The organism is Reyranella sp. (genome assembly GCF_965229815.1).
Taxonomy (GTDB): domain Bacteria; phylum Pseudomonadota; class Alphaproteobacteria; order Reyranellales; family Reyranellaceae; genus Reyranella.
On the sequence record NZ_CBDDJN010000009.1, the window covers coordinates 122,358 to 147,652 of the forward strand.

The 25,295-nt window shown below is 70.4% G+C and carries 18 protein-coding genes; 8 read left to right on the top strand and 10 right to left on the bottom strand.

What is annotated here, in order from left to right:
- Positions 1 to 14: 14 nt before the first annotated feature.
- Positions 15 to 704 carry a 4'-phosphopantetheinyl transferase family protein gene (locus ACO073_RS30805; protein WP_422003355.1) on the top strand — a complete coding sequence of 230 codons (690 nt, stop codon included), beginning with the start codon at positions 15 to 17 and terminating at the stop codon, positions 702 to 704.
- Here ACO073_RS30805 and ACO073_RS30810 read toward each other — a convergent pair.
- From ACO073_RS30810 to ACO073_RS30825, 4 genes are read right to left on the bottom strand one after another with little or no spacing between them, the layout of a single operon-like run.
- Positions 635 to 1,705, bottom strand: coding sequence for an alpha/beta hydrolase family protein (locus ACO073_RS30810; protein ID WP_422003357.1), 1,071 nt, complete (start codon positions 1,703 to 1,705; stop codon positions 635 to 637). The genes ACO073_RS30805 and ACO073_RS30810 overlap by 70 nt on opposite strands.
- Positions 1,702 to 3,960 carry a condensation domain-containing protein gene (locus tag ACO073_RS30815; protein ID WP_422003358.1) on the bottom strand — a complete coding sequence of 753 codons (2,259 nt, stop codon included), beginning with the start codon at positions 3,958 to 3,960 and terminating at the stop codon, positions 1,702 to 1,704. The genes ACO073_RS30810 and ACO073_RS30815 overlap by 4 nt, the downstream gene beginning before the upstream one ends.
- Complete coding sequence (locus ACO073_RS30820; protein ID WP_422003360.1) at positions 3,957 to 11,783, bottom strand: amino acid adenylation domain-containing protein; 7,827 nt, start codon at positions 11,781 to 11,783, stop codon at positions 3,957 to 3,959. The genes ACO073_RS30815 and ACO073_RS30820 overlap by 4 nt, the downstream gene beginning before the upstream one ends.
- A complete protein-coding gene (locus ACO073_RS30825) occupies positions 11,780 to 13,651 on the bottom strand; it encodes an amino acid adenylation domain-containing protein (RefSeq protein ID WP_422003362.1) in 1,872 nt (623 codons plus the stop codon). Before ACO073_RS30825 ends, ACO073_RS30820 begins: the two co-directional genes overlap by 4 nt.
- Positions 13,652 to 13,965: 314 nt before the next feature.
- On the opposite strand from ACO073_RS30825, the gene ACO073_RS30830 reads away from it, so the two are divergent.
- Together ACO073_RS30830 and ACO073_RS30835 are read left to right on the top strand one after the other, a co-directional pair.
- Positions 13,966 to 14,916, top strand: coding sequence for a DnaJ C-terminal domain-containing protein (locus tag ACO073_RS30830; protein WP_422003364.1), 951 nt, complete (start codon positions 13,966 to 13,968; stop codon positions 14,914 to 14,916).
- Positions 14,913 to 15,242, top strand: a complete 330-nt coding sequence (locus tag ACO073_RS30835) for a chaperone modulator CbpM (RefSeq protein WP_422003366.1) — start codon at positions 14,913 to 14,915, stop codon at positions 15,240 to 15,242. The genes ACO073_RS30830 and ACO073_RS30835 overlap by 4 nt, the downstream gene beginning before the upstream one ends.
- A 24-nt stretch (positions 15,243 to 15,266) precedes the next feature.
- On the opposite strand, the gene ACO073_RS30840 is transcribed toward ACO073_RS30835, so the two are convergent.
- Positions 15,267 to 16,139 carry an MBL fold metallo-hydrolase gene (locus ACO073_RS30840; RefSeq protein WP_422003368.1) on the bottom strand — a complete coding sequence of 291 codons (873 nt, stop codon included), beginning with the start codon at positions 16,137 to 16,139 and terminating at the stop codon, positions 15,267 to 15,269.
- An 89-nt stretch (positions 16,140 to 16,228) separates the two neighbouring features.
- Here ACO073_RS30840 and ACO073_RS30845 point away from each other — a divergent pair, with 89 nt between their 5' ends.
- Together ACO073_RS30845 and ACO073_RS30850 are read left to right on the top strand one after the other, a co-directional pair.
- The gene (locus ACO073_RS30845; protein ID WP_422003370.1) at positions 16,229 to 16,762 is read left to right on the top strand and encodes a rhodanese family protein; all 534 of its coding nucleotides are present in this window, start codon (positions 16,229 to 16,231) and stop codon (positions 16,760 to 16,762) included.
- On the top strand, positions 16,759 to 17,544 hold the full coding sequence (locus ACO073_RS30850; RefSeq protein WP_422003371.1) for a sulfite exporter TauE/SafE family protein: 786 nt from the start codon (positions 16,759 to 16,761) through the stop codon (positions 17,542 to 17,544). Before ACO073_RS30845 ends, ACO073_RS30850 begins: the two co-directional genes overlap by 4 nt.
- 1 nt (position 17,545) lies before the next feature.
- Here ACO073_RS30850 and ACO073_RS30855 read toward each other — a convergent pair whose 3' ends face one another.
- The 3 genes from ACO073_RS30855 to ACO073_RS30865 all read right to left on the bottom strand — a co-directional run bounded on the left by ACO073_RS30855 (position 17,546) and on the right by ACO073_RS30865 (position 21,714).
- Positions 17,546 to 18,130 carry an NAD(P)H-dependent oxidoreductase gene (locus ACO073_RS30855; protein ID WP_422003372.1) on the bottom strand — a complete coding sequence of 195 codons (585 nt, stop codon included), beginning with the start codon at positions 18,128 to 18,130 and terminating at the stop codon, positions 17,546 to 17,548.
- Between the two features lie 61 nt (positions 18,131 to 18,191).
- Positions 18,192 to 20,483 carry a xanthine dehydrogenase family protein molybdopterin-binding subunit gene (locus ACO073_RS30860; RefSeq protein ID WP_422003374.1) on the bottom strand — a complete coding sequence of 764 codons (2,292 nt, stop codon included), beginning with the start codon at positions 20,481 to 20,483 and terminating at the stop codon, positions 18,192 to 18,194.
- A 187-nt stretch (positions 20,484 to 20,670) separates the two neighbouring features.
- Positions 20,671 to 21,714 carry a threonine aldolase family protein gene (locus tag ACO073_RS30865; RefSeq protein WP_422003376.1) on the bottom strand — a complete coding sequence of 348 codons (1,044 nt, stop codon included), beginning with the start codon at positions 21,712 to 21,714 and terminating at the stop codon, positions 20,671 to 20,673.
- A gap of 53 nt (positions 21,715 to 21,767) precedes the next feature.
- Here ACO073_RS30865 and ACO073_RS30870 point away from each other — a divergent pair, with 53 nt between their 5' ends.
- Entirely contained in the window at positions 21,768 to 22,598 is an 831-nt protein-coding gene (locus ACO073_RS30870; protein WP_422003377.1) for an enoyl-CoA hydratase/isomerase family protein, read from the top strand.
- Here ACO073_RS30870 and ACO073_RS30875 read toward each other — a convergent pair.
- Complete coding sequence (locus tag ACO073_RS30875; protein ID WP_422003378.1) at positions 22,585 to 23,364, bottom strand: amidohydrolase family protein; 780 nt, start codon at positions 23,362 to 23,364, stop codon at positions 22,585 to 22,587. The genes ACO073_RS30870 and ACO073_RS30875 overlap by 14 nt on opposite strands.
- 203 nt (positions 23,365 to 23,567) lie before the next feature.
- On the opposite strand from ACO073_RS30875, the gene ACO073_RS30880 reads away from it, so the two are divergent.
- Complete coding sequence (locus ACO073_RS30880; protein ID WP_422003380.1) at positions 23,568 to 23,909, top strand: hypothetical protein; 342 nt, start codon at positions 23,568 to 23,570, stop codon at positions 23,907 to 23,909.
- A gap of 88 nt (positions 23,910 to 23,997) precedes the next feature.
- Here ACO073_RS30880 and ACO073_RS30885 read toward each other — a convergent pair whose 3' ends face one another.
- A complete protein-coding gene (locus tag ACO073_RS30885; RefSeq protein WP_422003382.1) occupies positions 23,998 to 24,549 on the bottom strand; it encodes a DUF4142 domain-containing protein in 552 nt (183 codons plus the stop codon).
- Positions 24,550 to 24,791: 242 nt separating this feature from the next.
- Between ACO073_RS30885 and ACO073_RS30890 the strand changes: the two genes are divergently transcribed.
- On the top strand, positions 24,792 to 25,019 hold the full coding sequence (locus tag ACO073_RS30890) for a hypothetical protein (RefSeq protein ID WP_422003383.1): 228 nt from the start codon (positions 24,792 to 24,794) through the stop codon (positions 25,017 to 25,019).
- Positions 25,020 to 25,295: the final 276 nt, after the last annotated feature.

Here is a 25,295-nt window from a genome sequence, read left to right on the forward strand (position 1 = left end):
AGGCCACGAACGCGGTGTCGAGCGAGTTCCGTCGGCGGCAGGTCGTGGTCTGGTCGTGGAGCCTCGCGCCGGCGTCGCCCGCTTCCGGCGCGGACGAGGCGCTGCTGTCGGACGAGGAAAGGGTTCGCTACCGGAGCTTCGCCCGGCCGGACCTGCAGCATCGCTTCCTCGCCGCCCATGCCGGCCTGCGACGGATACTCGCGCAACATCTGGGAGCCGATCCGGGGGCGCTGGTCTTCGAGGCCAACGCCCACGGCAAGCCGCGGCTCGCCGGCCGCGGCCCGGTGCATTTCAGCCTGAGCCATAGCGGCGATCGCGCCGTGCTGGCGGTGAGCGATGCGGAGGTCGGTGCCGACGTCGAGCGCCTGCGCTGCTTCGACCATCTCGCGCTGGCGCGTCGCTATTTCCACGCCACCGAAGTCTCGGCTCTCCTGGACCTCGCCGGCGAGGAACAGCGCCGCGCGTTCTTTCTCACCTGGACGCTCAAGGAGGCGGTCGTGAAGGCGCTGGGCCTCGGCCTCTCGGTGCCGCTGGATTCGTTCGCCGTCGCCATCGGGGCGCCCGGGCCACGGCTCGTCCTGGCGCCGGACGGCGCGTCGCCCCTCTGGTCCCTGCAGGGCGCCGTGGAGGGCGGCTACTGCGTCGCGCTGGCGGTGCCGGACGCCGCCGGCGTCGAACTGATCCAGCGCGCGCTCGACGGCTGATCCGCGACGAGGGTGCGCAAGGCCGCTGGCTCGCCGAGCAAAGCGCTCTCGAAGAACGCCACCGCGAAGCGCCGGATGGCCGTGTCGATGGCGGTGCGCTGGATGTTCAGGCGCAGCAGATTGCTGCGATGGACGGCGAACAGCCCGTCGGACATGTCCTCATGGGTCGCCGCGTCGATCACTGCCCAGTAGTTGCCGGGCCTCTCCATGCGGCGCCGGTTGCGCGGGATGTCCGCGAGGCTGATCCAGGCGCTGCCGCGCACGGCCGGATCGGAAGATGTTTCCTCGGCCACCGTCGGAAAGGCTTCGCGGCTCGACAGCAGGAAATAGGCCTGCGGGCCGATCTGTTCGGCGGAGGGACCGAGGAGAGCGCCGTCGATGTTCAGGATGGCGACGATGCGCGGATCCAGCAGGCCGGCCTGCAGCACCGACGATCCGCCGACCGAATAGCCCATGGCGCCGACGCGGGCGAGGTCGACCCGGCCGGCCAGGCGCGGCACGCGACCGGCCTCGACAGCGTCCAGCACGTCGACGAGGCGGGCACCCTGGACGAGCACGTGGCGGGACGCGAGCCCGAGAGACGCCGCCCGCGTCGCGTCGGTGTCCATGTCGAACGACGGCCCGTCGTCGGGGCGGGTTGCGGCGTCGCTGGAGACGTCGTCGCAGGCAACGACGACGAAGCCGTGACTGGCAAGATTCTCGGCCTGGATGCTGCTCTGGGTGCGCGCGCCGCCCCAGCCCGGTGAGTAGAGGATGAGCGGGGCCGGCCCCCCGGCTCTCGCGAGGAGAGCGTCGGCGACGACGCGGCCGCGCGGACCTTCCGCCGGGTACCAGATGGTTAGGGGCAGCGGCCGGCCGGCCGAATCGGTAAGCGCCGCGTCCATGCGGCCGACGCCGTGCGGCCCCTCGGGCACCGGTCGTTGCGGCACGAACGCCAGCCAGCCGGCGGCGACCAGCGCCACCATCAGCGCAGCAACCAGCGAGACACGCAGGACGGTCATGCGTCGCGGCGACTCTCGATCGCGGTCAGCAGGGGATTGACGAAGGCGGCGATCTCGTCGGCCGGGCCTTCCTGGAACATGTCGAAATGGGCACTGGCGATGTCCGCCTTGTACAGCCGGCCGGCAACGATCGAGCCCCAGCCCATGCGCTCGTCGAACAGCCGCCCGCGCAGAGGCTCCTCGCTTCGGAAGATGACGGCATCGACGTCGAGCGGTTGCGGTCGGTGCGTCGCCGCCGCGGTGCGAATGGCCTCGTCGAACCAGCGGCCCTCGAAAAACGCGTACTCCGTCGGCTTCTCCTCGGGAACCGCGCCACCGAGCCGCCGGAGGATCGGGTGCCACAGGAGCTGCTTCAGGGTGATCTCGCCCCGGCGATACTGCTGGATCCTGTTCCAGTAGCCCCTGTGACGGATCTGCCGCGCGCGGCGCCTCTGCTGGGAGGGTGACATGGATTCGCGGTAGCCGGGCGCCCAGGTGTCGAACAGGGCGACCAAGCTGACCTCCTCGCCCATGCGCTTGAGCTGCCGGGCGGCCTCGAAAGCCAGCGCCCCGTAGATGCAGTGGCCGCCGAGAACGTAGGGCCCGTTGGGCTGTGCCCAGCGGATCAGCCGCACGGCGTAGGTCGCGAAGTCGTCGAACGAGTAGCCCGACAGGTCGAGCGGTCCGTCCGGATGGTAGGTCTGGATGTCGGTCAGCGGCCGGTTCTCGCCGAGCGCCCGCGCCAGCTGGTAGTAGACCGAGCGGTTGTTGAGGACGATCAGCGGCGTCGAGGTCCCGTGCTCGTTGAAGCGGACGACCTGGCGCGCCGGCTGATGCAGCGGGATCGGCTCTCGTGGACCATCCTGAAGCCCGGCGCGTCCCGGTGCGGCTGGCGCCTCGATGCTCCTGACGCCCTCGCGCAGCGCTTCCAGATCCGCGACCCGCCGTTCGGGTGCGCTGACCAGCGCCTCGAGCGTGTCGCGCCACGCCGCCAGCAGGCTCTTCGCCGTCGCTTCGTCGTAGAGATCGCAATCCGCCTCGCAGGACATGCGCCAGCCCTCGTCGCGCCAGACGAGGTAGAAGTTGATGTCCCACTGCAAGCCCGCCGGATAGGACGGCAGGGTCGCCAGGCTGAAGCCTCCGCCGGAATCGACGACCTCCGAATAGGAGCGCTGGACCACGAGGTTGATCGCGTGCAGCGGCCGGGTGGCGTCGAACGACACATCCTGCGCCACGACGGCGAAGGGAAGCTGCTGGTGCTCGACGGCCTCGCGGACCTCGTCGGCCGCCATCAGGGCGAAGGTCAGCAGCGACGCATGGCGGTCGATCGGCAGGACCAAGGTGATCGAGTTGACCGTCGGTCCGGCCAGCTTCTCGGCCGTTGGTTCGAGGCGGTCGGCGACCTGCGAGCCGAACACGATCTTGGCCTGTCCGGTCACGCGATGCACGAGCAGTCCCAAGGCGGCGACCGCGAGCCCGTAGAGGGTGAGATTGTGCCGGCCGGTGAACGTGTCGATGGCGTCGCCGACGCTCTTCGGCAGGAGAATCGAGTAGATCTCGCTGTGGTTGCCGATCCGCTCGGCCGGCTGCCGGTCGCCCGGGATGACGGTGCCGGAAAGGCCCTTCAGCTTGCGCTGCCAGTAGCGGCGATCCTCGTCGAGCGCACCGCTTTCCAGCATCTCCTGTTCCCACAGCGCGTAGTCGGCGAGCTGCAGGTCGGGCGGGGCCAGGTCGGGCGTGGTGCCGGATTCGATGGCCCGGGCCGCGGCATGAAACTCCGAGACCAGGAGCCCGATCGACCAGCCGTCGGCAATCAGCGAGTGGAACGTGAGCAGCAGGATGCTGCTTTCCGAATCGAGCCTCAGGAGCGTGGCGCGCAGCAAGGGCGCCGCTGACGGGTCCATCAGCTCCAGCGCCTCTCCTTGCGCGATCTCGTCGGCCCGGGAACGGGCCGTGTCGGCGTCGAGTGCCGAAAGATCGATGCCGCGCAGCTTCAGGGCGCAGTCCGCCAGAACGATCTGCCGGAGTACGCCGTCGACTTCGCGGAAGGCCGTGCGCAGGCACTCGTGGCGGCGGACCAGCGACTGCAGCGCCTTCTGGGCGACATCGTGCGGCAGGCGTCCCTTGACGAGCCAGCGCATCGCGACGTTGAGGCCATGGGGGCGGCCGGACTGGCTCTGGGCCCAGAGCTGTCGCTGCAGCATGGTGCAGGGAAATACCGCGGCGCCACCGTCGGCGAGCGGCAGGTTCGAGCGGGCCGGAGGCGAGGTGGTCATGCCGTCACGCTGCGCCGGTGACTGCCATGCCGGAAGTCGGCAAGGGACGGCGCCTTCCGGTGGGCCTCGCCCGCCGTGCCGCTGTTGCGCTCCTCGACCGTGCGCGCCAGGGCGGCGATCGACGGCCCCTTCATGAGCTCGCGGGCGTCGATGTCGATGCCCTGGGCCTGAAGGCGGGCGGCGATGCGGAAGACGTGCAGCGAATCCGCGCCGACCGAGAACAGGGGCTCTTCCGTTCCAATGTCCGAGCGGCCGAGCACTTCGGCCCAAACGGCGCCGATCGCGACCTCGAGCGCCGTGGCGGGCCGCCGGTCGGCCGGTTCGGTCGGCCGCGGCGCCTCCACCGGGCGCGGGAGGGCGCCGCGGTCGAGCTTGCCGCCGGAGGTAAGCGGCAGCGTCGCGAGCATCGCCCAGCGCGTGGGCACCATGTAGTCGGGCAGGCGCCGGGCCAGATCGCTGCGCAGCGCCGCCGGATCGCCGGTCTCGGGCGTGACGTAGGCCACGAGCGCGGGTTGGGGTCCGACGTCGTCGCGCAACACCACGGCGCAGTCGCGGACACCGTCGACCTGGCGCAAGGCGCTTTCGATCTCGTCGATCTCGATGCGGAAGCCGCGCAGCTTGACCTGCCGGTCGTTGCGGCCGCCGAGCGCGAACGTGCCGTTCGGCAGCAGGCGGGCGCGGTCGCCGGTGGCGTAGAGCCGCTGCGGCGCTCGGCCCTCCAGGGCGATGTCGCGGAAGGCTGACGCCGTCAGGTCGGGCCGGTCGAAGTATCCCTTGGCGAGCCCGGCGCCGCCGATGAACAGGGTGCCGAAGGCGCCCAGCGGTGCCAGTCGGTCGCGCTCGTCCAGGACGAAGAGCTGCGCATTGTCGATCGGACGACCGATGGTCACGTCGCCGCCAGCGCGGCCGAGCTCGATGCCCGAGGCGAAGACGGTCGCTTCCGTGGGGCCATAGAGGTTCCACAGCCGCCCGCCGCCGGCCAGCAGCCGGTCGGCAAGATCGACGGGCAGCGCCTCGCCCGCGGCGATCATCTTGAGGCCCGGGCGCGAGGAGAATCCCGCCTCGAGCAGCATCCGCCAGAGGGTCGGTGTCGCCCCCATCACGGTAGCATTGGTCTCGCCAGCCAACGCCACGAGCTCGAAGCCGGTGAGGACTGCTTCCGACTGGGCCAGCACGACGCGGGCGCCGGAGATCAGCGGAACGAAGAGCTCGGGGACCGAGGCGTCGAAGGTGAGGGCACTCGAGGCGACGAAAACGTCATCGGCCTCGATCGCGCACAGCCGCGACCAGGCAACCAGGGTGTTGGTCAGCGAACGATGCCCGATCTCGACGCCCTTCGGTGCGCCCGTCGATCCTGATGTGAACAGTACATAGGCGGACGCTTCCGGGGACACGGGCGGCAGCGTGGGGCCGGCATCGTCCGTGCCGATCCGGTCGAGGCGCAGCGCCGGAGCGTCCGGGGCGACCGACGCCATCGCCTCGTCCTGGCAGACGATTGCGTCGATGCGGGCGCTCCCGGCGATCTGCCGCAGACGGTCGATCGGCTGGCGGATGTCGAGCGGCACGTAGGCATGGCCGGCCTTGAGGATGCCCAGCAGCCCGACGAGCATGGCGCAGGACCGATCGACGGCGATGGCGATGCGGCCCTGGCGCACCGGGCTCTCCCGCAGGAGCGCGTGGGCAAGCGCGGTCGACTGCCGGTCGAGCTCGGCATAGGTCAGCGACAGCGTGCCGTCGCTGCAGGCCACACGCTCGGGCGTGGCGACCGCGTGGGCCGCGAACAGGTCGTGGAAGCAGCGGTCGGCAGGATAGGCTGCCTCGGTCCGGTTGACGGTATCGAGGGCGAAGCGCTTGTCCTCGTCCGACAGGAGCTCCAGTGCGCCGAGCGGGGTCTGCGGCGCCGCGGCGATGCCGCGGAGCGCCCGGCGGAAATGGTCCATCCAGCGGGCGATCGTCGCCTCGTCGAACAGGGCGGCACTGTAGTCGCAATCGATCCGAAGGCCGGCGGCGGATTCGATGACGTTGACGCTGAGATCGAAGGTGACGGCCGCCTTGACGTTAGGCGTCACCGTCACGTCGAGGCCGCCGAAATCCATCGCGGTCGACAGGCGCTCGAGGTTGAACTGGATCTCCGTGAGCGGCAGCCGATCGCCGACCCGCTGGATCGGCAGGGCGCGGATGAGGGTGCCGTAGGTGCAGTTCGAGTGGTCGAAGCCCTCGGCCAGCCGGTCGGCCGCGGTCTGGACCGCCGTCGCGAACGGGCTGTCCCAGTCGAGCGGCGAGCGGAACGGCAGCATGTGCACGCAATGGCCGACGAGGTCGGGCTGTTCGTCCGCCGCCTGGGCCGCCACCGGAACGCCGATCACGACGTCGTTCGTGCCGGCCAGCCGGCCGATCACGACCTGGAACGCGGTGAACAGCGTCGAGAAGAGGGTGGCACCGCTTGCCGCCGCGGCCTTGCGCAGGGCGGCGAGCTGGGCGCCGTCGACCGACGTGGTCCAGGTGGCGCCCGCAAAGGAACGCTGCGGGGCGCGCGGTCGATCCGTCGGCAGCTCCAGCAGGGGCGGGAGATCGCGGTAGACCGACGTCCAGTAGTCGAGGTCGGCGGACCGGCCCGCCGTCGGAGTGGCCTTGCCGGTCGCGTACTGCGCGAACGACGACGCGGCCGGGAGTGCCGCCGGCTGCCGGGATACCGCCGCGCGATAGAAGTCGGCCAGCTCCGGCAGGATGATGTTGAACGACCAGCCGTCGCAAACGATGTGATGGGCGGTGAGCACCAGAACGTGGCGTCGGGCCGCGAGCTTCACCAGCACCGCGCGCACCAGCGGGCCGTTCCACAGGTCGAAGGGGAGGCTCGCATCGGCAGCGACGATCGCCGCGAGGGCGGCATCCGGATCCGCTTCGCCGCTGCGGTCCTCGAGGCGAAGCTCGAGGGCGAGCTTCGGCGCGAAATGCATGCGCTCGTCGCTGCGGCCGACGCGGCCGCGCAGCGCATCGTGCCGCGCGATCACGCCGTTCAGCGCCGATTCGAGCGCGGCCCGGTCGAGGTCGCCCTCGAACGACAGGTTGACCGATTCGTTGAAGGTGCAGGAGGCGTCGTCGCCCATCTGGGCTGCCGTCAGGATCTCGATCTGCGGCTCGGTGAGCGGCGCCGATTCCGGCTCGGCCTCGCCATGGTTCGCGGCATCGCTGCCGGCGGACCCGGCGGCTCGCAGGATCCCGCCGGCCTCGAGCGCGTCCAGCGACTGGACGAACGCGCGCTCGATCGCGGCGATGTCGGCGTCGCCGTGCGCCGTGGTGAGGAAGCAGGGGTAGCCTTCCTGCACGTGCACGCCCAGGGCCCGCATCTGCGGCCAGAACAGCGAGGCGAGCGGTCCCTCGGCGCCGAAGCCGACATGGAACCAGCTGGAATATCCTTCGGCGCGCGTCGCGAGGCCGCGCCGCTCGAGCTCGCGGTTGAGCGAGTCGACCAGCTTGCCCATGCGGGCGGCGAGGCGCTCCTGCAGGGAAGGCCCTTCGGCCTTGAGGTGGTGCAGCACCGACCGTGCCGCAGCGAGGACCAGGGGATGGCGCACGAAGGTGCCGGCGAAGAAGGTCGCTGCCGTTTCCGGGACCGAGGCGTCGCCGAAGCGCCAGGCGCCGCCGTCGAGCGCGTCCATGAAGCGCGCCTTGCCGGCCAGGATGCCGATCGGCAGGCCGCCGCCCACGACCTTGCCGTAGGTCGCGAGATCGGCGGCGATGCCGAAGACCGCCTGCATGCCGCCCGGATGAACCCGGAAGCCGGTGACGATCTCGTCGAACACCAGCGCGGCGCCGCCGGACTCGGTGATGGCGCGCAGGCTCTTCAGGAACTCGACCGGCCGCAGGTCGGGATGGCGGCTCTGGACGGGCTCGACCATGACGGCCGCGAGCTCGTGGCAATTGGCGGCGATCCAGTCGAGGCTGCGCTGCTCGCCGTAGGGCAGCACCACCATGTTGGCGATCGATTCGGGCGGGATGCCCGGCGCCACCGGCAGGGCGCGGGGGCCGGTTCCACCGCTCGCCTTCACCAGCGCCTCGTCGAACTGGCCGTGATAGTCGTTGTTGAAGACGACCACGCGCTCGCGGCCGGTGACCGTGCGGGCCACCCGCATCGCGGCCATGACGGCCTCGGAACCGGTGTTGCAGAAGGTGACGCGCTCGCTGCCGGTCAGATCGCGGACCAGCGCGGCGACCTCGCCGGCCAGCGGGCTCTGCGGGCCGATGGGGAAGCCTTCCTGCAGCTGTGCCGCGACGGCCTCGGTCACGAAGTCCGGCGAGTGCCCGAACATCGTCTGCCCGAAGCCATTCACCAGGTCGACATACTCATTGCCGTCGATGTCCCAGATCTTCGATCCCTTGGCGCGCGCGGCGGTGACGGGATAGACGATCTCCTTCCACTCGCGGCGGAAGCCGGAGACGGTGCGCGGATCGGCGAGGACGTCGCGGTTGTCCTGGGTGCTCGCCTTCGACATGGGCGTGCGCGCGTTGATCTGCCGGGTCAGCTGCTCGATGTAGCCCTTCTGCCGGGGCGTGAGCGCCTGTCCCCGGGCGCCGGGGTTGACCGGCAGGCTGATGCGCGGCGCCGAAGCCGGCGTCGTCGTGGAGGGCGCCGCGGCCAGCGGTGCGGGGGGCCGGGCGACGGCCGGCGCTACGGATTTTCCCTGCAGGGCGCGCAGCTGCTCGGCGAACAGCGCCTGCATCGCGTCGATCTGGGTGCGGAACAGCGCCGTTGTCGCGTCGTTGCCGGGCTCACCGACGGGCGCCGGCACGGCGGCCACTGCCGGCGCTGCGACCGGCGCCTCCTTCGGCAGGATCGCGTCGAGGTGGCGGGCCAGGGCGGCGGCGGACGGGCACTCGCTCAGCAGCTGGCGGAACGTGATCTTGGTGCCGAACTTCTTCTCGACGGCGCGGGCGACCTGGCCGAGCAGGAGCGAATCGAATCCCTGGGCGAGGAACTCCGCTTCGGCGTCGACGTCGGGCAGTCCGGACAGTTCCCGCAGGATATCGAGGACCTGCGCCAGCAGGGCCGGCGCGCGCTCGGCCGCTGCGACCGCCAGCGCGGGCGTGGCCGTTGCCGCGATGACGGGGGCCGGAGTCTGGGCGGCCGCCGCCGGGGCAGGCGGAAGGTCGGCGGAAGGGGAAGCGGCCACCGATGCGCTTGCCGTCGCTTCCGTCCCGCGGGACGGTGCGTCGATCCAGCAGCGGACCCGCTGGAAAGGATAGGTCGGCAGGGAAACCTTCCTCCCGTGGGCACCGATGGCTTCCCAGTCGAGGGGGAAGCCGCTGCACCACAGGGAGGCCGTCGCCTCGGCAAGATCGTCGGTCTCGGGATCGGGCAGGCTGGCCGTGACGCCGGCGAGGCTGGTCCGCGCCACGATCTGCGGGGCGAGGGACGACAGGGTGCGGCCCGGTCCGACCTCGAGCAGATGCGGCCGGCCGTCCCGGACGGCCGTGGCCAGCGCGTCGGCGAACCGGACGGTGGCCCGTCCGTGACGCGCCCAGTAGTCGGGGTCCGTGGCTTCGCCGGTTGTGATCCATGCTCCCGTGACGCTCGAGACGAAGGGGATGCCGGGCGGATGGAGGTCGAGGGACCCAATGGCCGAGGCGATTTCGCCCAGGACGGGATCGACGGCGCGCGAATGGAAGGCGTGCGAGGCCGACAGCCGGCGGCACGGCACGTCCTTGGCCGTCAGGCGCCGCTCCAGGGCCTCGATGTCCTGCGGCGGACCGGCGACCACGCAAGCGGAGGGTGCGTTGACCGCCGCGATGTCGAGACCCAGGCCGGCCTCGCCCCGCAGCGCGCCCTCCGGCAGGCGCACCGCCAGCATGGCGCCCGGCGCGATCGACTGCATCAGCTGTCCACGGGTCGCGACGAACCGGCAGCCGTCCTCGAAGGAGAAGACGCCGGCAAGACAGGCGGCCACGACTTCGCCGACACTGTGGCCGACCATGGCGTCGGGCTGCAGGCCCCATCCCATCCAGAGGCGCGCCAGGGCGTACTCGAAGATGAAGAGTGCCGGCTGGCTGAGCCGGGTGGCGTTGGCGTCGGCGAAGCGCGGATCGAACAGCGCCTCGCGCAACTGGGGGCCGGCGATGGGAGCGGCGATCTCTATGCCGCGGTCGATCAGCGCCGCGAAGGCCGGTTCGGAGGCGTAGAGGCCGCGCGCCATCCCGGCGACCTGCGCGCCCTGGCCGGGGAACAGGAAGACGAGACGAGGGGCGCCATCGGCGGCGTGCGGCATGGCCTGCGGGTTGCGCAGCGCCTGGATGGCCTGCTCGCGGGATTCGCAGGCGACGGCGATGCGTCGCCCGAAGGCGCGCCGTCCGTTCTGAAGGGTGAAGGCGGCGTCTTCCAGGACGATGTCCGGTCGGCTCTCGAGCCGGCTCGCCAGCGCCTCGCGCGCCTCGCGCAGGGCTGCGTCGTTGCGCGCCGAGACCGGCAGCACCACGCGCCCGGCGGTCGAGGTCCTGCTGCGCGCGATCTCCGGGGCCTCCTCGAGGACGGCGTGGACGTTCGTGCCGCCGACGCCGAACGAGCTCACGCCGGCGCGGCGTGGCGTGTCGCCCGCCGCCCACGGCGTCGCCGTGGTCGGGAAGTAGAAGGGACTGCCGGCAACGTCGATGTGTCGGTTGAGGCGATGGAAGTTGGCGAGGGGTGGGATCTCGCGATGATGCAGCGCCATCGTCGCGCGGATCAGCCCGGTCACGCCGGCCGCCGCATCGAGGTGACCGACATTGGCCTTCGCCGAGCCGATCGCGCAGAACGGCCGGTCGCTGGCGAGGCCGCCGAAGCCCTGCCGCAGGCCGGCGAGCTCGATCGGGTCGCCCAGCGGCGTGGCCGTCCCGTGGCATTCGACGTAGCCGATCGACCCGGGCTCGACGCCCGCCACCGCAAGGGCCGTCGCGATGACCTCCGCCTGCCCGGTCATGCTGGGCGCGGTGAAGCCGACCTTGTCGCTGCCGTCGTTGTTCACGGCGGTGCCGCGAATGACGGCGTAGATGTTGTCGCCGTCCTCGATTGCATCGGCCAGGCGCTTCAGGGCAACGAGGCCGACGCCGTCGCCGAACACCGTCCCCGAGGCGCCGTCGTCGAACGGCCGGCACGTGCCGTCGGCCGACACCATGCCGCCTTCCTGGTGGAGGAAGCCGCGCTTCTGCGGAAAGGTGATGGAGACGCCGCCGGCCAGAGCCAGATCGGACTGTCCGAGAAGCAGGCTCTGGCAGGCCTGGGCGACGGCCAGCAGCGAGGTCGAGCAGGCGCTCTGCACGGTGACGGCCGGGCCGCGCAGGTTGAGCTTGTAGGCCACGCGAGTCGCGAGCGTATCCGGGAGAGCGCCGAGCAGCGCGTCGTACGAACCGACCTGATAGTCGCTGGCGAACTGCAGGGGATCGACCGCGCCCCGCAGGACGTGGGTGATCAGATAGGTGCTCAGGCTGCAGCCGGCGAAGAGGCCGATCGCGCCCGGATAGCGTGTGGGATCGCAGCCGGCATCCTCGAGGGCCGACCAGGCGCACTCGAGCATCAGCCGGTGCTGCGGATCGGTCAGGGCGGCGACCCGGGGCAGGATGGCGAAGAACTCGGCGTCGAACTTGTCGACGTCGTTCAGGATCGCCCGCGCCCGCACGAAGTTGGCCGCGTTGCGGACGTCCGCGGGAAAGGCGTCCTCGAGCTCGGCCTCGGAGAAGCGGGTGATGGATGCGAGGCCGCTTCGCGCGTTGGCCCAGAACTGGCCGACATCGTCGGCGCCCGGGAACCGGCCGGAGAGGCCGACGATGGCGATCGCGGTGTCGGGCGCGCTCATCGTCCCAATCCTGCTGTACGAATGCGCAGCATCGCCGCCTGCTTGTCGGCGCGGCGCCGGGCCCGGGTCGCGGCGGCCTCCGGCCCGCTGTCGAGCGCGCGCGCAAGATCGCGGATGGTGGCGTGCCGGAACAGCGACAGCACCTCCACGCCCGGCCAGAGGCGGGTGATCTCGGCATGGGCCTCGAGGAGCTTCAGCGACGTGGCGCCGAGCTCGAAGAAGTTGATGCCGACGTCGACGCGCGGCAGGCCCAGCACGCGGGCGAATATCTCACCCAGCGTGTGCTCGGTGGCGCTGGAGGCGGTCACGGGCGTCAGCGGCTCGATCCGCGCCCGCGCCGCCAGCCGCTGCCGGTCGATCTTGCCGTTGACGGTGAGGGGGAACGTCTCGACGCCGATGGCGCGCGAGGGGCGCATGTGTGCCGGCAGGACCTCGATGGCCTGGGTCTGCGCCGCGGACGCGGCCTCGACCTCGCGGCCGGGGAGCGCGGGCTTCACATAGGCCGTCAGGGTCACGAGGCCGCCGTCGCCCTTGGTCGCCAGCACGACCGCATCGCCGATCTCCGGGCAGCGGCGCAGCGCTTCCTCGATCTCGCCGACCTCGACCCGCTTGCCGTCGATCTTCACCTGCCCGTCGCGGCGGCCGAGGAAGTCGAGCATGCCGTCGGCCCGGCGGCGAACGAGGTCGCCCGTGCGATAGAGCGTGGCGCCAGGGCGCTGCGGGTCGGCAACGAACTGCTCGGCGGTGCGCCGAGGATCGCCGAGATAGTCCAGGGCCAGACCGAGGCCCCCGGCATGGAGCATGCCGACCTCGCCATCGGGCACCGGCCGCATCTCGTCGTCGAGCACGCGCACGTAGGTTCCGGCGATCGGCTCGCCGATCGGCACGGGCCCGCCGCCCCAGCCGTCGCGGGGAATGCGGTAGCAGCAGGTGAAGGTCGTGTTCTCGGTCGGCCCGTAGCCGTTGACGAGCTGGCAGTGCGGCAACGCGGCAAGCGCCCGCGAGACATGGGCCGGGGACAGGATGTCGCCGCCGGCGAGCAGCTGCCGGAGGCCCAAAAGCCCATCGAGCTCATGGTCGACGAGGGCATGAAACAGGCCTGCGGTGAACCAGGCCGTCGTGACCCCATGCCGGGAGATCGTGTCGGAGAGCGACTTGAGGGACGGCCGGTCCTCGCTGACCAGGACACCACACGCGCCGTGCAGCAGGGTGCCCCAGATCTCGAGAAGGCTGGCGTCGAAGAAGAGAGGCGCATTGTGGAGCACGACCTCGTCGGCGCCGAAATGGATGTAGGTCTGGCCCGAGACCAGGCGCACGATGGCCCGATGCGGGATGCGGACACCCTTCGGCCGCCCCGTCGACCCGGACGTGTACATCACGCAGGCGATCCCGTCCCCGTCGGCCTCGTTCTCGATCGGATCGTCGGATTCGGCCTCCGCTTGGACGAGCGCCTCCTCGAGGCCCACGGACGGCGTCGAGGCTTTCACGCTCTCGGCCTGAGCGCACAGGATCAGTACGGGCCTGCTGTCCTCGACGATCCAGTCGCGATAGGCGGCCGGAGCTGATGGATCCAGGGCGACATAGCCAGCCCCTGCCTTCAGCGTCGCGACGATGGCGATGGTCGATTCCAGTGAACGTCCGGCCTGCAGCGCGACGAGGCCCTGCGGTCCCGCACCCCGGCGCTTCAGCCAACGGGCCAGACGATTCGTGCGCCGATCGAGCGCGTCGTAGGTGATGCTTCTGCTGCCTTCGACGAGGGCGATTGCCGTCCCCGCCGCGCGTGCCGCCGCAACGAAGCGGGAGGCAACGTTCCCGCTTTCGACTAGACTGCGCTCGTGAGGCACCTGCTCGGCGCCGTCATCCCGCACTCCAGGAGGCAGTTGATCGACCACGGTATCGTACTCACCCAAGAGGGAGGTCCATTTCCGACCCATTCGTGGTCGAAAAGAGACGTCCCGTTCCCACACTTTGTTCCCCACCGGAACGCTAACAACCCTGCCTTGAAAAGCAATCTCATGAGGTGGACCCAGCGCCTAGTTCCCGTAATTCTTGCACTAAAGCGCGGTATTCGCGCAGGTTGGGTTAGCATTCTTCCTAGTGGATGCACTTCCTTGCAGAAGAGAGACCAAACGATGGCGGCAGAGGCCTTGCAACCGACCGAATCCGGATCACATTTGTACACATGACCGACCCCTATTCAGTCCTTGGCGTCGCGAGGACCGCTTCGGACGATGACATCCGCAAGGCCTTCCGGAAGCTCGCCAAGAAGCACCACCCCGACCTCAATCCGGGCGACAAGGCGGCCGAGGCGAAGTTCAAGGAAATTTCTCAGGCCAACGACATCCTTTCCGACCCCGAGAAGCGGCGACGATTCGACGCTGGCGAGATCGACGCGACCGGCCAGGAGGTGCCGCCGCGCGGCTTCTACCGCGATCAGGGCGGCGGCTTCGGCGGCGCCAAGTACGAGCGCGCCGGCCCGCACGAATCCTTTGTCGACATGGGCGGAATCTTTTCAGAGATGTTCGGCCAGCGCGGCCGGGCCGGCGGTGGCGGGGGATTCGCCTTTGGCGGCGAGGACGGATTCGACGTGAGCGGGCTGCCGATGACGTACAGCCTGCGAATCCCATTCCTCGTGGCGGCCCGCGGCGGCAAGCAGCGTGTCAACCTGCCGGGCGGCAAGACGCTCGACATCGACATTCCCGAAGGAGCGACCGACGGCCAGACGCTGCGGCTGAAGGGGCAGGGAATGCCCGGTACCCAGGGGCGGCCGCCCGGCGACGCCTATGTAGAGCTGCATGTCGAGCCGCACGCCTTCTTCGAGGCGCGCGACAACGACATCCATGTCGAGGTGCCGGTGACGCCGACCGAGGCCGTGCTGGGCGGTCGGATCCGGGTTCCCACGGTGGGCGGGGCGGTCATGCTGAACGTTCCGGCCGGTTCCAATACCGGCAGCTCGCTGCGGCTCAAGGGGCGCGGGCTGCTCGATCGCAAGTCGGGCCAGCGGGGCGATCAGTACGTGAAGCTCAAGGTCGTCATGCCCGAGCAGCCGGACGCGGCCCTGAAGGAATTCCTCGAGAAGTGGGAAGGCGGCCGCGCCTACGATCCGCGCCAGTCGATGGAGCAGTTCACATGACCACGCTCGACGAACTGCTTCAGTCGCATCGCCGGATGACCGTCGTCCATGTCGAGCGCTGGGTGCAGCGCGGCCTGCTGCGGCCGTCGGCCGCGGGCGAGGGCTGGACATTCGAGCCGGTCGACGTGGCCCGGGCCTGCCTGCTGGCCGACCTGACGGACGAGATGGGCTTCGACGACGAGGCGGTCGAGACGGTGGTCGACCTGCTCGACCAGATCCACACGCTGCGCCGCCAGCTGCGCGACCTCGGACAGGCGATCAGCGGCCAGCCGCCGGAGACCCGCGAGGCGATCGCGCTGGCGCTGAGCAAGCTCGGCGGGCGCTGAACCGCCCGGCCCGCGGTCCCGCGATCAGCGCGTGGCGCCGCGCAGCGGGATCTTGAGGTAGCGCGTGCCGTTTTCCTCGGCCGGCGGCAGGCCGCCGGCGCGGATGTTGACCTGAACCGAGGGCAGCAGCAGCACCGGCGCGGCCAGGGTGGCGTCGCGCCCGGTGCGCATGGCGACGAAGCCGGCCTCGTCGACGCCGTCCCGGACGTGGACATTGTGCGCCCGCTCGTCGGCGACCGTCGTCTCCCAGGCATAGTGGTCGCGGCCGGGGGCCTTGTAGTCGTGGCACATGAAGAGGCGCGTCTGCGGCGGCAGCGACAGCAGCCGGCGGATCGACCGGAAGAGCGTGGCGGCGTCGCCGCCGGGAAAGTCGGTGCGGGCGGTGCCGTAGTCCGGCATGAAGATCGTGTCGCCGACGAAGACGGCGTCGCCGATCCGGTAGGCGACATCGGCCGGCGTGTGGCCGGGCAGGTGCATGACCTCGATCTCGAGCGCGCCCAGCGGCAGGCGCTCGCCGTCGGCCAGCAGCCGGTCGAATTCGCGGCCGTCGCCACTCACGTCGCCGGCATTGAACACCGGCTTGAAGATCGCCTGGACGTCGCGGATGTGCGCGCCGATCGCCACCTTGGCGCCGGTCTTCTCCTTGAGGTAGGGCGCTGCCGTCAGATGGTCGGCATGGGCATGCGTCTCCAGGATCCAGTCGACGCCCACCCCGCGGGCCGCGACCTTCTCCAGCACGCGGTCGGCCGAGGTGGTGGAAAGCCGTCCCGACTTCGGGTCGTAGTCGCGCACGGGATCGATGATCGCCGCGCGGCCTGTCGCCGGATCGCGCACCAGGTAGGTCACGGTGAAGGTGGCTTCGTCGAAGAATGCGTCGATGCTGGGGACAGCCGCCATGATTTCCTCCTTGGGTCGCTCTTGACCAATATATGATCCATCTCTAAATTAGCAATATCTAATGTTATGACCTCGCGAAAGGAAACCGCATGTCGCTGCCGACCATCGATATCGACCAGGCCCGGCGCCTGATCGAGCAGGGAGCCGTGCTGGTCGACATCCGGGAGGCCGACGAGCATGCGCGCGAGCGCCTGCCCGGCGCGCGCCACAATCCGCTGTCGCGCCTGGCTCCCGTCGATGCCGCGGGCGCCTCGGCCGTCATCTTCCATTGCCGGACGGGCTCGCGAACGGCGGCCAACGGCAAGCGCCTCGCCGCGACGGTCGCCTGCGAGGCCTATCTGCTCGAGGGCGGCATAGAGGCCTGGAAGAAGGCCGGCTTGCCGATCGCGATCGACCGCCGCGAACCGATCGAGATCATGCGCCAAGTGCAGATCGTCGCGGGAAGCCTCGTGCTCGCGGGACTGGCGCTCGGCCTCTGGGTGGCACCGGCCTTCCTGGCCGTGTCGGCCTTCGTCGGCGCTGGGCTCGCCTTCGCCGGCATCAGCGGCTGGTGCGGCATGGCGAGGCTCCTCGCCTTGATGCCCTGGAACCGCCGGCCGCGGCGGCCCGCGGCCGCGTCGTGACCGGCGCGCTTCTCGCCCTCGGATCGGGCGGCCTGATCGGCGCCGTGCTCGGCCTGATCGGCGGCGGCGGCTCGATCCTCGCCGTGCCGCTGCTGGTCTATGCGGTCGGCGTGCCGCCCCATGTCGCGATCGGAACGGCAGCGCTTGCGGTGGCGATGAACGCGCTTGCGAGCCTCGGCCTTCATGCCCGCCGTACGCCGATCCGATGGCCCTGCGCCCTCTCCTTCAGCCTGGCCGGGGTGGGCGGCGCGCTGGCCGGCGCGGCGCTGGGCAAGAGCGTCGGTGGCCAGCAGCTCCTTGCCCTGTTCGGCGGGCTGATGATCGTGGTCGGCATCCTCATGCTGCGGCCCCGGCCGGCGGCAGCGGCGCCGTCCGACCGCCTGACGCGCGCCAATGCGCGCCGCCTGCTGCCGCGGCTGCTGCTGGCCGGCGCCAGCGTCGGGCTTCTCTCGGGGTTCTTCGGAATCGGCGGCGGCTTCCTCATCGTGCCGGGCCTGATGCTGGCTGCCGACATGGACCTGCGCGATGCCGCGAGTGCCTCGCTGGTGGGCGTCGCCGCCTTCGGCACTGCCTCGGCCTCGAGCTACGCCTGGTCGGGCCTGATCGACTGGCAGGTCGCGGGCCTCCTGGTCGCCGGCGGATTGCTGGGTGCCCTGGCCGGCAGCCGGGCCAATGCCGTCCTGGCCGACCGCAAGGAGGCGCTGGGGCGGCTGTTCGCCGGCGTCGTGATCGCGGCCGGCCTCTACGTCGCCGGCCGCGGGATCGCGACCCTGGTTGCGTGACCTAGACGGCGCGCCGGCCGAGCTCGCGAACCTTCTCGAGGACGCGGCCGATCGATTCCCGGCCGCGGGTCGCGACGCTGCCGACGATCGTGTCCCGTACCGGCGCGAAGCCCACGAAGCCGAGTACGTTGCGCGCCAGGTTCTTCAGCCCGTGCGCCTGGTAGTACCAGCGATAGACCAGGGCCGGCATGCCCATGGTGACGATGATCCGGGCCGAGCGACCCTTGAGATGCATGACGGGGAAGCCGCGCGGCCGGTAGGAGAAGGCGAAGCCCGGCCGCAGCACCTGCTCGAAGAAGGCCTTGAGCATTGCCGGCATGTCGCCCAGCCACAGGGGAAAGATCACCACGAGGTGGTTCGCCCACAGGACGTCGGCCTGGGCGGCGATGATGGTGGGGGGCGGCGCCTCCGATTCGAAGGCCGCTTGCGAGCGCAGGAAGTCGAAGTCGAGGGAGGCGACGTCGAGCCGGCGGACCTCGTGCCCGGCGGTGCGCGCGCCCTCGGCATAGGCCTCGCCGAGTGCATGGCACAGGCCCTTGCCCGATGGATCGGGGTGGCCGTTCAGGATCAGGATGGTGCGCGGCATGGCCATTGCCTTGCCGCGCCCCGGTCCGGCGGACCTTGATCTGGATCAGCCGGGATCTGGATCAGCCGGCCGCCGCGCGGATCGCCTGCCAGACCTTGTGGGACGAAAGCGGCAGGTCGATGTGGCGCACGCCGAGCGGCCGCAGCGCGTCGAGCACGGCATTGGCGATCGCCGCCGGCGCGCCGTTGGTCGGCAGCTCGCCGACACCCTTGAAGCCCATGAAGTTGTTGGGCGAGGGCGTGGCGATGGTCTCGACCGCGAGCGACGGCGCGTCCTCGGCGCGCGGCAGGGCGTAGTCCATCAGCGTGCCGCTGAGCAGCTGGCCGGTCTCCTCGTCGTAGATCGCCTCCTCCATCAGGGCGTTGCCCAGCCCGTGCACGATGCCGCCGTGGATCTGGCCGGCGAGCAGGCGGGGATTGACCACGACGCCGCAATCCGCGGCCTCGACCAGCCGGTCGACACGCACGGCGCCGGTCTCGGGGTCGACCTCGACCTCGCAGACCATGACGCCGGTAGGGAACGAATCGATCTTGTCGCCGAACAGCGCATCGCCGCTGAACGGCTTCTCGGCGGCGAGCTCGAGCAGGCCGATCCGCCGGTCGGTGCCGACGACCTCGAAAGTGCCTTCGCGATAGTCTATGTCGGCCGGCGCCGTCTCGAGGCGCTCGGCCGCCAATTCGCGGCCGCGCTCGATCACCACGTCGGCGGCGCGCCGCAGCGTCGTGCCGCTGATGATGGTCGAGGACGAGCCGCCGGTGCCGCCGCCGTGCGGGATGCTGCGCGTGTCGCCCTGGCGGATCTCGATCCGCTCGACCGGCACGCCCAGCGCCGCGCCCAGCACCTGGGCGAACACGGTCTCGTGCCCCTGGCCCTGGCTCTGCGTGCCGACGCGCGCCACGACGCGGTCGCCGGTGACGTCGACCACGGCATGCTCGTCGGCGATGCCGCCGGTGCCGTGCAGGTGGCAGCCGATCCCGAGCCCGCGCCGCCGGCCGGCCGCCTCGCTGGCCGCGCGCCGGGCCGCGAATCCCTCGGCGTCGGCGGCCTCCAGCGCGGTGTCGAACAGGCGGGCGCAGTCGGCGGCGTCGTAAGTGTAGCCGCTGGCCGCCTTGTAGGGCATGTCGCCGGGACCGAGGAGGTTGAGCCGGCGCAGCTCGGCCGGCGATCGACCCGTCTCGTGGGCGGCGATGTCGATCATCCGCTCGAGCAGCAGCAGCGCCTCGGGCTTGCCGGCGCCGCGGATCGCGTCGACCGGCACGGTGTTGGTGAAGGCGCAGTCGAAGTCGACGCGGATCGCCGGGATGCGGTAGAGGCCGGAGATCACCTTGGCGAGGCCGGTGGTCGGAATCGACGGCGCGAACATCGAGACATAGGCGCCGAAATTCGCCTCGGCCCTGACGCGCACGGCGAGGAACCGGCCGTCGGCGTCGAGCGCCAGCTCTCCTGTCGCCACGAGGTCGCGGGCATGGCTGTCGCTCTGCGCCAGTTCGCCGCGCTCGCAGACCCAGCGCATCCCGCACCCGAGCTTGCGGGTCGCCCAGGCGATCAGGGTGGGCTCGGGATAGATCGGGTACTTGGGGCCGAAGCCGCCGCCCACGTCCTCCGTCACGAGACGAAGCTTGTCCTTCGGCAGGTCGAGGACCCGCTCGCACATCAGGCGGTGCGGGATCTGCACGCCCTGGGACGAGAAGGTGACGGTCACCAGGTCCTCGGCGGCGTCCCACGACGACCAGGCGGCGCGCGTCTCGAGATAGTGCACGACCTGGCGCGGCGAGCGGATCGCCAGCGTCGTGACATGCGCGGCGGCGGCGAAGGCCGCGTCCGTCCGGTCGGCGTCGCCGCGTTCCCAGCGGCACATCAGGTTGCCGGGAACATCGTCGTGGACCAGCGGCGCGCCGGGCGCCAGGGCCTGCGCCACGGTCACCACAGCGGGGAGCGTCTGGTAGTCGACCTCGACCAGCTCGGCCGCGTCGCGCGCCTGGTCGAGCGTGCCGGCCACGACCATGGCGACGATGTCGCCGACATGGCGGACCTTGTCGGGCGGCATCGGCATATGCCGCGGCTCGCGATGGCGGTTGCCGGCCGCGTCCTTGATCTCGCTGATCGCCGGCAGGTGGCCGACCCTGTCGGCCACGAGGTCGGCGGCGGTGTAGACCGCCACCACGCCGGGCGCGGCCAGTGCCGACGCCGTGTCGATGGCGCGGAGGCGGGCGTGGGCATGCGGCGAGCGCACGAACAGGACGGCCAGCGACCCGGCCGGCGCGGTGTTGTCGGCATAGCGGCCGCGACCGGTCAGGAAGCGCCGGTCCTCGCGCCGCGTGATGGGCTGGCCGAGAGGGAGGGGGGCGTTCATCGTGCGTCAGCCTGTTGTACTATGCCGGGACGGTTTCAGGGTTCTGTCAGCAACGGGAGCATCGACATGTCCGAGTTGCCACCGAATCGCAATCCGGCCTTCGAGGCGGTCATCCGGCGGCTGTCCGCGCAGCGGGCGCGGCCGCGCAAGGCGACCGCCCGGAAGGCCGCCTTGTCGCGCCGCAATGTCAGGCGGCGAGCGCGTCGCTGATCACCTTCAGGGCCACGTCGATCTCCTGACGATTGACGTCGAGATGCGTCACGGCGCGGATGCGGGTGGCGGTGTTGGCGCCGATGCCGACGCCACGCTCGCGGCAGGCGTCGACCAGCCGCGCCGAGGTCCAGCCCGGCTTGGTGATCTCGAAGAACACCAGGTTGGTCTCCATGCGCGGCACGTCGATCGCGATGCCCTTGATGCTGGCCAGACCCTCCGAGAGGTGGCGGGCATTGTCGTGGTCCTCGGCCAGCCGGTCCCAGTTGTGGTCGAGCGCATAGAGCGCGGCGGCCGCGATGACGCCGGACTGGCGCATCGAGCCGCCCAGCATCTGCTTCTGGCGCCACGCTTCCTTGATGAAGGCCTTGTCGCCGGCGAGGCTGGCGCCGACCGGGGCGCCGAGGCCCTTGGTGTAGTCGAGCCACAGCGAATCGACGCAGGCGGCATAGTCGGCGGCCTTGACGCCGGATTTCACCGAGGCGTTGCACAGCCGCGCGCCGTCCATGTGCAGGGCGACGCCCGCGTCGCGCGCGACCTTCGTCACGCCCTGCATGGTCGCTAGCGGCCACACCGTGCCGAAGCCGCCGTTCGACGTGTTCTCGATCGACACGAGGCGCGAGCGCGGCGCGTTGCGGCTGTTGGGATCGCGCAGCGCCGCCTTGACCTGCTCGCCGGTGAACACGCCGTTGGGGCCCTCGATCGCCCGGATCATGACGCCGGCGTTGGCGGCGGGGCCGCCGGTCTCGGCATTGATGATGTGCGCGGTGCGGTCGGCGATCACCTCGTCGCCCAGCCGGCAATGGACGCGGATGGCGATCTGGTTCGCCATGGTGCCGCTCGGCAGGAACACCGCGTCCTCCTTGCCCAGGAGCTCGCAGACGCGCTCGCGCAGCCGGTTGACGGTGGGATCCTCCATCTTCTGCTCGTCGCCGACCTCGGCCTCGGCCATGGCCTTCCGCATGCCGGGCGACGGCTTGCTCTTGGTGTCGCTGTAGAGATCGATAAAACGGTTTTGCATGGTGTCGGTGGGTCTCCTGCGCCACCATAACGGCAAACGGCGGAGGTAGAAACATGAGCCAGTTTGCGGCCCAGCCCGGACCCTCGATGATGCCCGAGGAGCTGCTGTACGGCATCGACGACGCCGTCGCCACGATCACGCTGAACGCGCCGCAGCGCATGAACACCATCTCCGGCCCGATGCTGAAGCAGCTGACCGACGCCCTGGTGCGCGCCAACGAGGACCGCGCGGTGCGGGTGGTGATCCTGACCGGCACGGGCCGCGCCTTCTGCGCCGGCCTGAACCTCGAGGCCCAGAGCAAGGGAACCGACAATCTCAGCGTCGGCTCGGGAGCGACGCCGACCAACATCGACCTGCGCAACACGCCGCCGCCGGTGCTGCACGCCATGGACAAGCCGGTGATCGCCGCCCTGAACGGCTCGGCGGCCGGCTACGGGCTCGACCTGGCGCTGGGCGCCGATATCCGCGTCATGGCGCAGTCGGCCAAGCTCGCGGCGTCCTACGCCAGGCGCGGGGTCCTGCCGGAGTCCGGCGGCACCTGGTACCTGCCGCGGCTGCTGGGCTGGGCCAAGGCAGCCGAGCTGATCTTCACCGGCCGCACGCTGGGGGCGGAGCAGTCGCTCGAGCTGGGCCTGGTGAACCGGGTCGTTGCCGACGCCGAGGTGATGGGCGCGGCGCGCGCGCTGGCGCTCGAGATCGCGGCCAACGCGCCGCTCGCCATCCAGGCCGCCAAGCGCATGATGCGCATGGCGTGGAACGAGCCGTTCAACGAGCATGTCCATCACGTCTTCCTGCAGCTGCTGCCGCTGATGCAGACGGAGGACATGAAGGAAGGCATCCGGGCCTTCCTCGAGAAGCGGGAGCCGTCGTTCAGGGGCCGCTGAGGCCGTCGATGCGGTAGAGCGCCAGCGGGTTGACCCAGAAGGCCTTGTGCGCGAGGTCCGGTCCCAGGGTGCTTTCGACCAGGTCGATGTCGGCCGGCGCGAAGGGGCGCTTGGCGCGCGTCGAGGGCATGTCGGTGCCGAACACCAGGGCGTCGGGGCTGGCGCCGGCGATCCGTTCCAGCGCTCGCGGCACGTCGAGCTGCACGCGCCCGAAGCCCGTGGCCTTCACCTTGCAGCCGGCCGCCACGAGGTCGAGCAGCACCGGCAGGCCTGCTTCGGTCATGCCGAGATGGTCGATGCTGAGCCGCGGCAGCTTCGCCAGCGTCGCCGCATGCGGCGCGAGGGCCGCGGCGTCGGCGTAGATCTCCGCATGCCAGCCCGCAACGGCGTGGCACCGTGTCGCCAGGGCGACGATGCCGTCGACGCTGTCGATGGCGCCGCGGAACATGTTGAAGCGCACCGCGCGCACGCCGAGCCGGGCGAGTCGGACGATCTCGTCGTCGGGAAGATCGGCGGCGATCTGCGTCACGCCGACCCAGCCCTTGCCCAGGCGCGGCAGCGCGTTCTCCAGCCACGACTGGTCGTTGGCCTGGAAGGAGCCGGCCACGATCGCGCCCGCCACGACGCCCAGCGGCTTCGCCTCGGCGAGATAGGCTTCGAGCGGGAAGGCGGGCGGCACGTAACCCTGGTTGACCACGATCGGGAAGCGGTGATCGATGATGTGGCAGTGGCTGTCGAACAGGCGGCGCCGCGGAGCATCGGCCATGAGTTCCCCCCAGAATCCGGTGACACGATATCGGGCGCTTCGGCTGCCGAACAGCGCGACGGGTGGCGCGACCGATTGCTCCGCCGCTACCCTCCGGAGGTGCCTTCAAAAAGGCGATTTCGATGGCAAAATCGACTAGGCTTGCCTCGAGCCATTTCAGACGGGAGACGAAACAGATGCTGAAGGGTGCATTGGCCGGAACGATGACGGTCCTGCTATTCGCCGCCGCCGCTCATGCCGAGCCGGTCGTTTACTCTTGGACAGGCTACGGGGTGAATGTCCCCGGCAGTTCCAAGTGCCCGACCTACAAGATGACGATCGACGTCACGGTGAACGGCACCGACGTGAAGGGGCTGTTCCAGCAGGAGAACCGGCCGCAGCGCCATTTCGAGACGACGCTCGGCAAGAACGGCGCCATCAAGACGGCCGCCATGGTGGGCGGCGGCAACATGATGGACGTGATCGGCCAGATCAAGGAAGGCGATTCCAAGATCCTGCTCAATGGCTACTGCAAGTTCGAAGGCCTGCTGACCAAGAAGCAGTAGCGGTTGGCAATGTGCCGGCGGGCAGACCACTCTCGCCCGGCCGGCCTCGCCTTTGAGACTCCTTGACCTCGGCCGTCAATAAGCGGGCTCAGCGCATCTTCGACACTTCGTCGAGATGCTTCTGCAGCGTCGGCAGGAGCTCGTCGGCGAACTGCTTCATCCGGCCATTGTCGCCGGCCGTCGAATAGGCCTTGAACAGGGCCACCGTCTCGACGTGGGCGTTGAACTGGGCTTCGACATACGCCTTGTCGAAGCCTGCGGCGTCCGTCGACTTCAGCGAGTCGAGGACGGCCCGGTGCTTGTCGTCCAGAACCGCCTCGGGCGCCTCGACCTTGGCCTCTTCGAGTGCATGCCTGAACCTCTCGCCGGCCTTGGTGTGGTCGTCGATCATCTGCTGGGCGAAGTGCTTGACCGTGAGGGCCCCGGCCTTGGTCAGGGCCAGCCTGCTGCTTTCGATCTCGAACAGGTTGCCGGCCGCTACGGCCTTCACGAAGGCGGGCGTCGAGGCGGCCGCCAGCGGCGCGCTGGCGGTCTGCGGCGGGGGCGGCGGGTCAGCCGCGAAGGCCGGCGTGCCGAGGGTGGCGGTCGTGAGCCCGAGGCTCACGAGGGCGGTGGCGGACAGAAGGGTGATTCGCGTCACGGATCAGCTCCTCGCAGGTTTGTGGTGACGCAACGAGCGCGCGGGCCGGTTCGTTGCCGACTGAACGGTGCTGCCCGGAACCTTGTGGATGAGACCGTCCGAATCGCCTCACCGGTGTAACTTTCGGCGCGTATGGCTGCTTGTGTCTTCATGAGCCGGCCCTCTCGCGCCGGCGGAAGAGGCCCCATGGTTGCTCGCCCGACCGACGCCCCGCCCGCACGCCGCCGCCGCCGGAGTGAAGCATGAGCGCTGCCAGGCAGCGGCGCCTTAGCCCGCGCGAGGAGATGACGCTTCGCCGGATCGCGTTCGGGCACCGGGACCTGCGACTGCTCGATGCCGTCCATGTCATGCGGCTGGTTCGCCGCGGCCTGGTGATCGAGAATCGCGGGGCACTCGAGCTGACGGTGGACGGCCGGCGTCGCTGCGATGGCACGGCAGGATCCATAGACGGTGGCGCCCTCACGCCCTGAAGGCGGCTTCGCCCGCGCGGCTCGACTCGGGATCATTCGCCATCCCTGCTGGAGATCCGCGCTCCGATGGCACTAACGGGGCGGGTGGCCGGCGTATTTGTCCAGGGTCGCGTCGAGAAGCGCCGTGACGGAGGGGCATGGTTTCAGCAAGGCGGCCTTCGCCAGGACGGCGAGGCGCCGCTGCCCGAGAGCAGCCGGAAGCCCGGCCGGCAGCGGCCGCTCGCGAAAGGAAGTCCTGAGCTCCGATTGCGGTACGATCATGGCCGGCGCACGAGG

What these genes read in the sequence shown, in the direction of transcription:
- ACO073_RS30860 (WP_422003374.1), bottom strand. Translation starts at nt 20,483, where the DNA reads ATGAACGCCCCCCTCCCTCTCGGCCAGCCCATCACGCGGCGCGAGGAC.
- ACO073_RS30835 (WP_422003366.1), top strand. Translation starts at nt 14,913, where the DNA reads ATGACCACGCTCGACGAACTGCTTCAGTCGCATCGCCGGATGACCGTC.
- ACO073_RS30870 (WP_422003377.1), top strand. Translation starts at nt 21,768, where the DNA reads ATGAGCCAGTTTGCGGCCCAGCCCGGACCCTCGATGATGCCCGAGGAG.
- ACO073_RS30840 (WP_422003368.1), bottom strand. Translation starts at nt 16,139, where the DNA reads ATGGCGGCTGTCCCCAGCATCGACGCATTCTTCGACGAAGCCACCTTC.
- ACO073_RS30855 (WP_422003372.1), bottom strand. Translation starts at nt 18,130, where the DNA reads ATGCCGCGCACCATCCTGATCCTGAACGGCCACCCCGATCCATCGGGC.
- ACO073_RS30890 (WP_422003383.1), top strand. Translation starts at nt 24,792, where the DNA reads ATGAGCGCTGCCAGGCAGCGGCGCCTTAGCCCGCGCGAGGAGATGACG.
- ACO073_RS30845 (WP_422003370.1), top strand. Translation starts at nt 16,229, where the DNA reads ATGTCGCTGCCGACCATCGATATCGACCAGGCCCGGCGCCTGATCGAG.
- ACO073_RS30865 (WP_422003376.1), bottom strand. Translation starts at nt 21,714, where the DNA reads ATGCAAAACCGTTTTATCGATCTCTACAGCGACACCAAGAGCAAGCCG.
- ACO073_RS30830 (WP_422003364.1), top strand. Translation starts at nt 13,966, where the DNA reads ATGACCGACCCCTATTCAGTCCTTGGCGTCGCGAGGACCGCTTCGGAC.
- ACO073_RS30875 (WP_422003378.1), bottom strand. Translation starts at nt 23,364, where the DNA reads ATGGCCGATGCTCCGCGGCGCCGCCTGTTCGACAGCCACTGCCACATC.
- ACO073_RS30880 (WP_422003380.1), top strand. Translation starts at nt 23,568, where the DNA reads ATGACGGTCCTGCTATTCGCCGCCGCCGCTCATGCCGAGCCGGTCGTT.
- ACO073_RS30815 (WP_422003358.1), bottom strand. Translation starts at nt 3,960, where the DNA reads ATGACCACCTCGCCTCCGGCCCGCTCGAACCTGCCGCTCGCCGACGGT.
- ACO073_RS30820 (WP_422003360.1), bottom strand. Translation starts at nt 11,783, where the DNA reads ATGAGCGCGCCCGACACCGCGATCGCCATCGTCGGCCTCTCCGGCCGG.
- ACO073_RS30810 (WP_422003357.1), bottom strand. Translation starts at nt 1,705, where the DNA reads ATGACCGTCCTGCGTGTCTCGCTGGTTGCTGCGCTGATGGTGGCGCTG.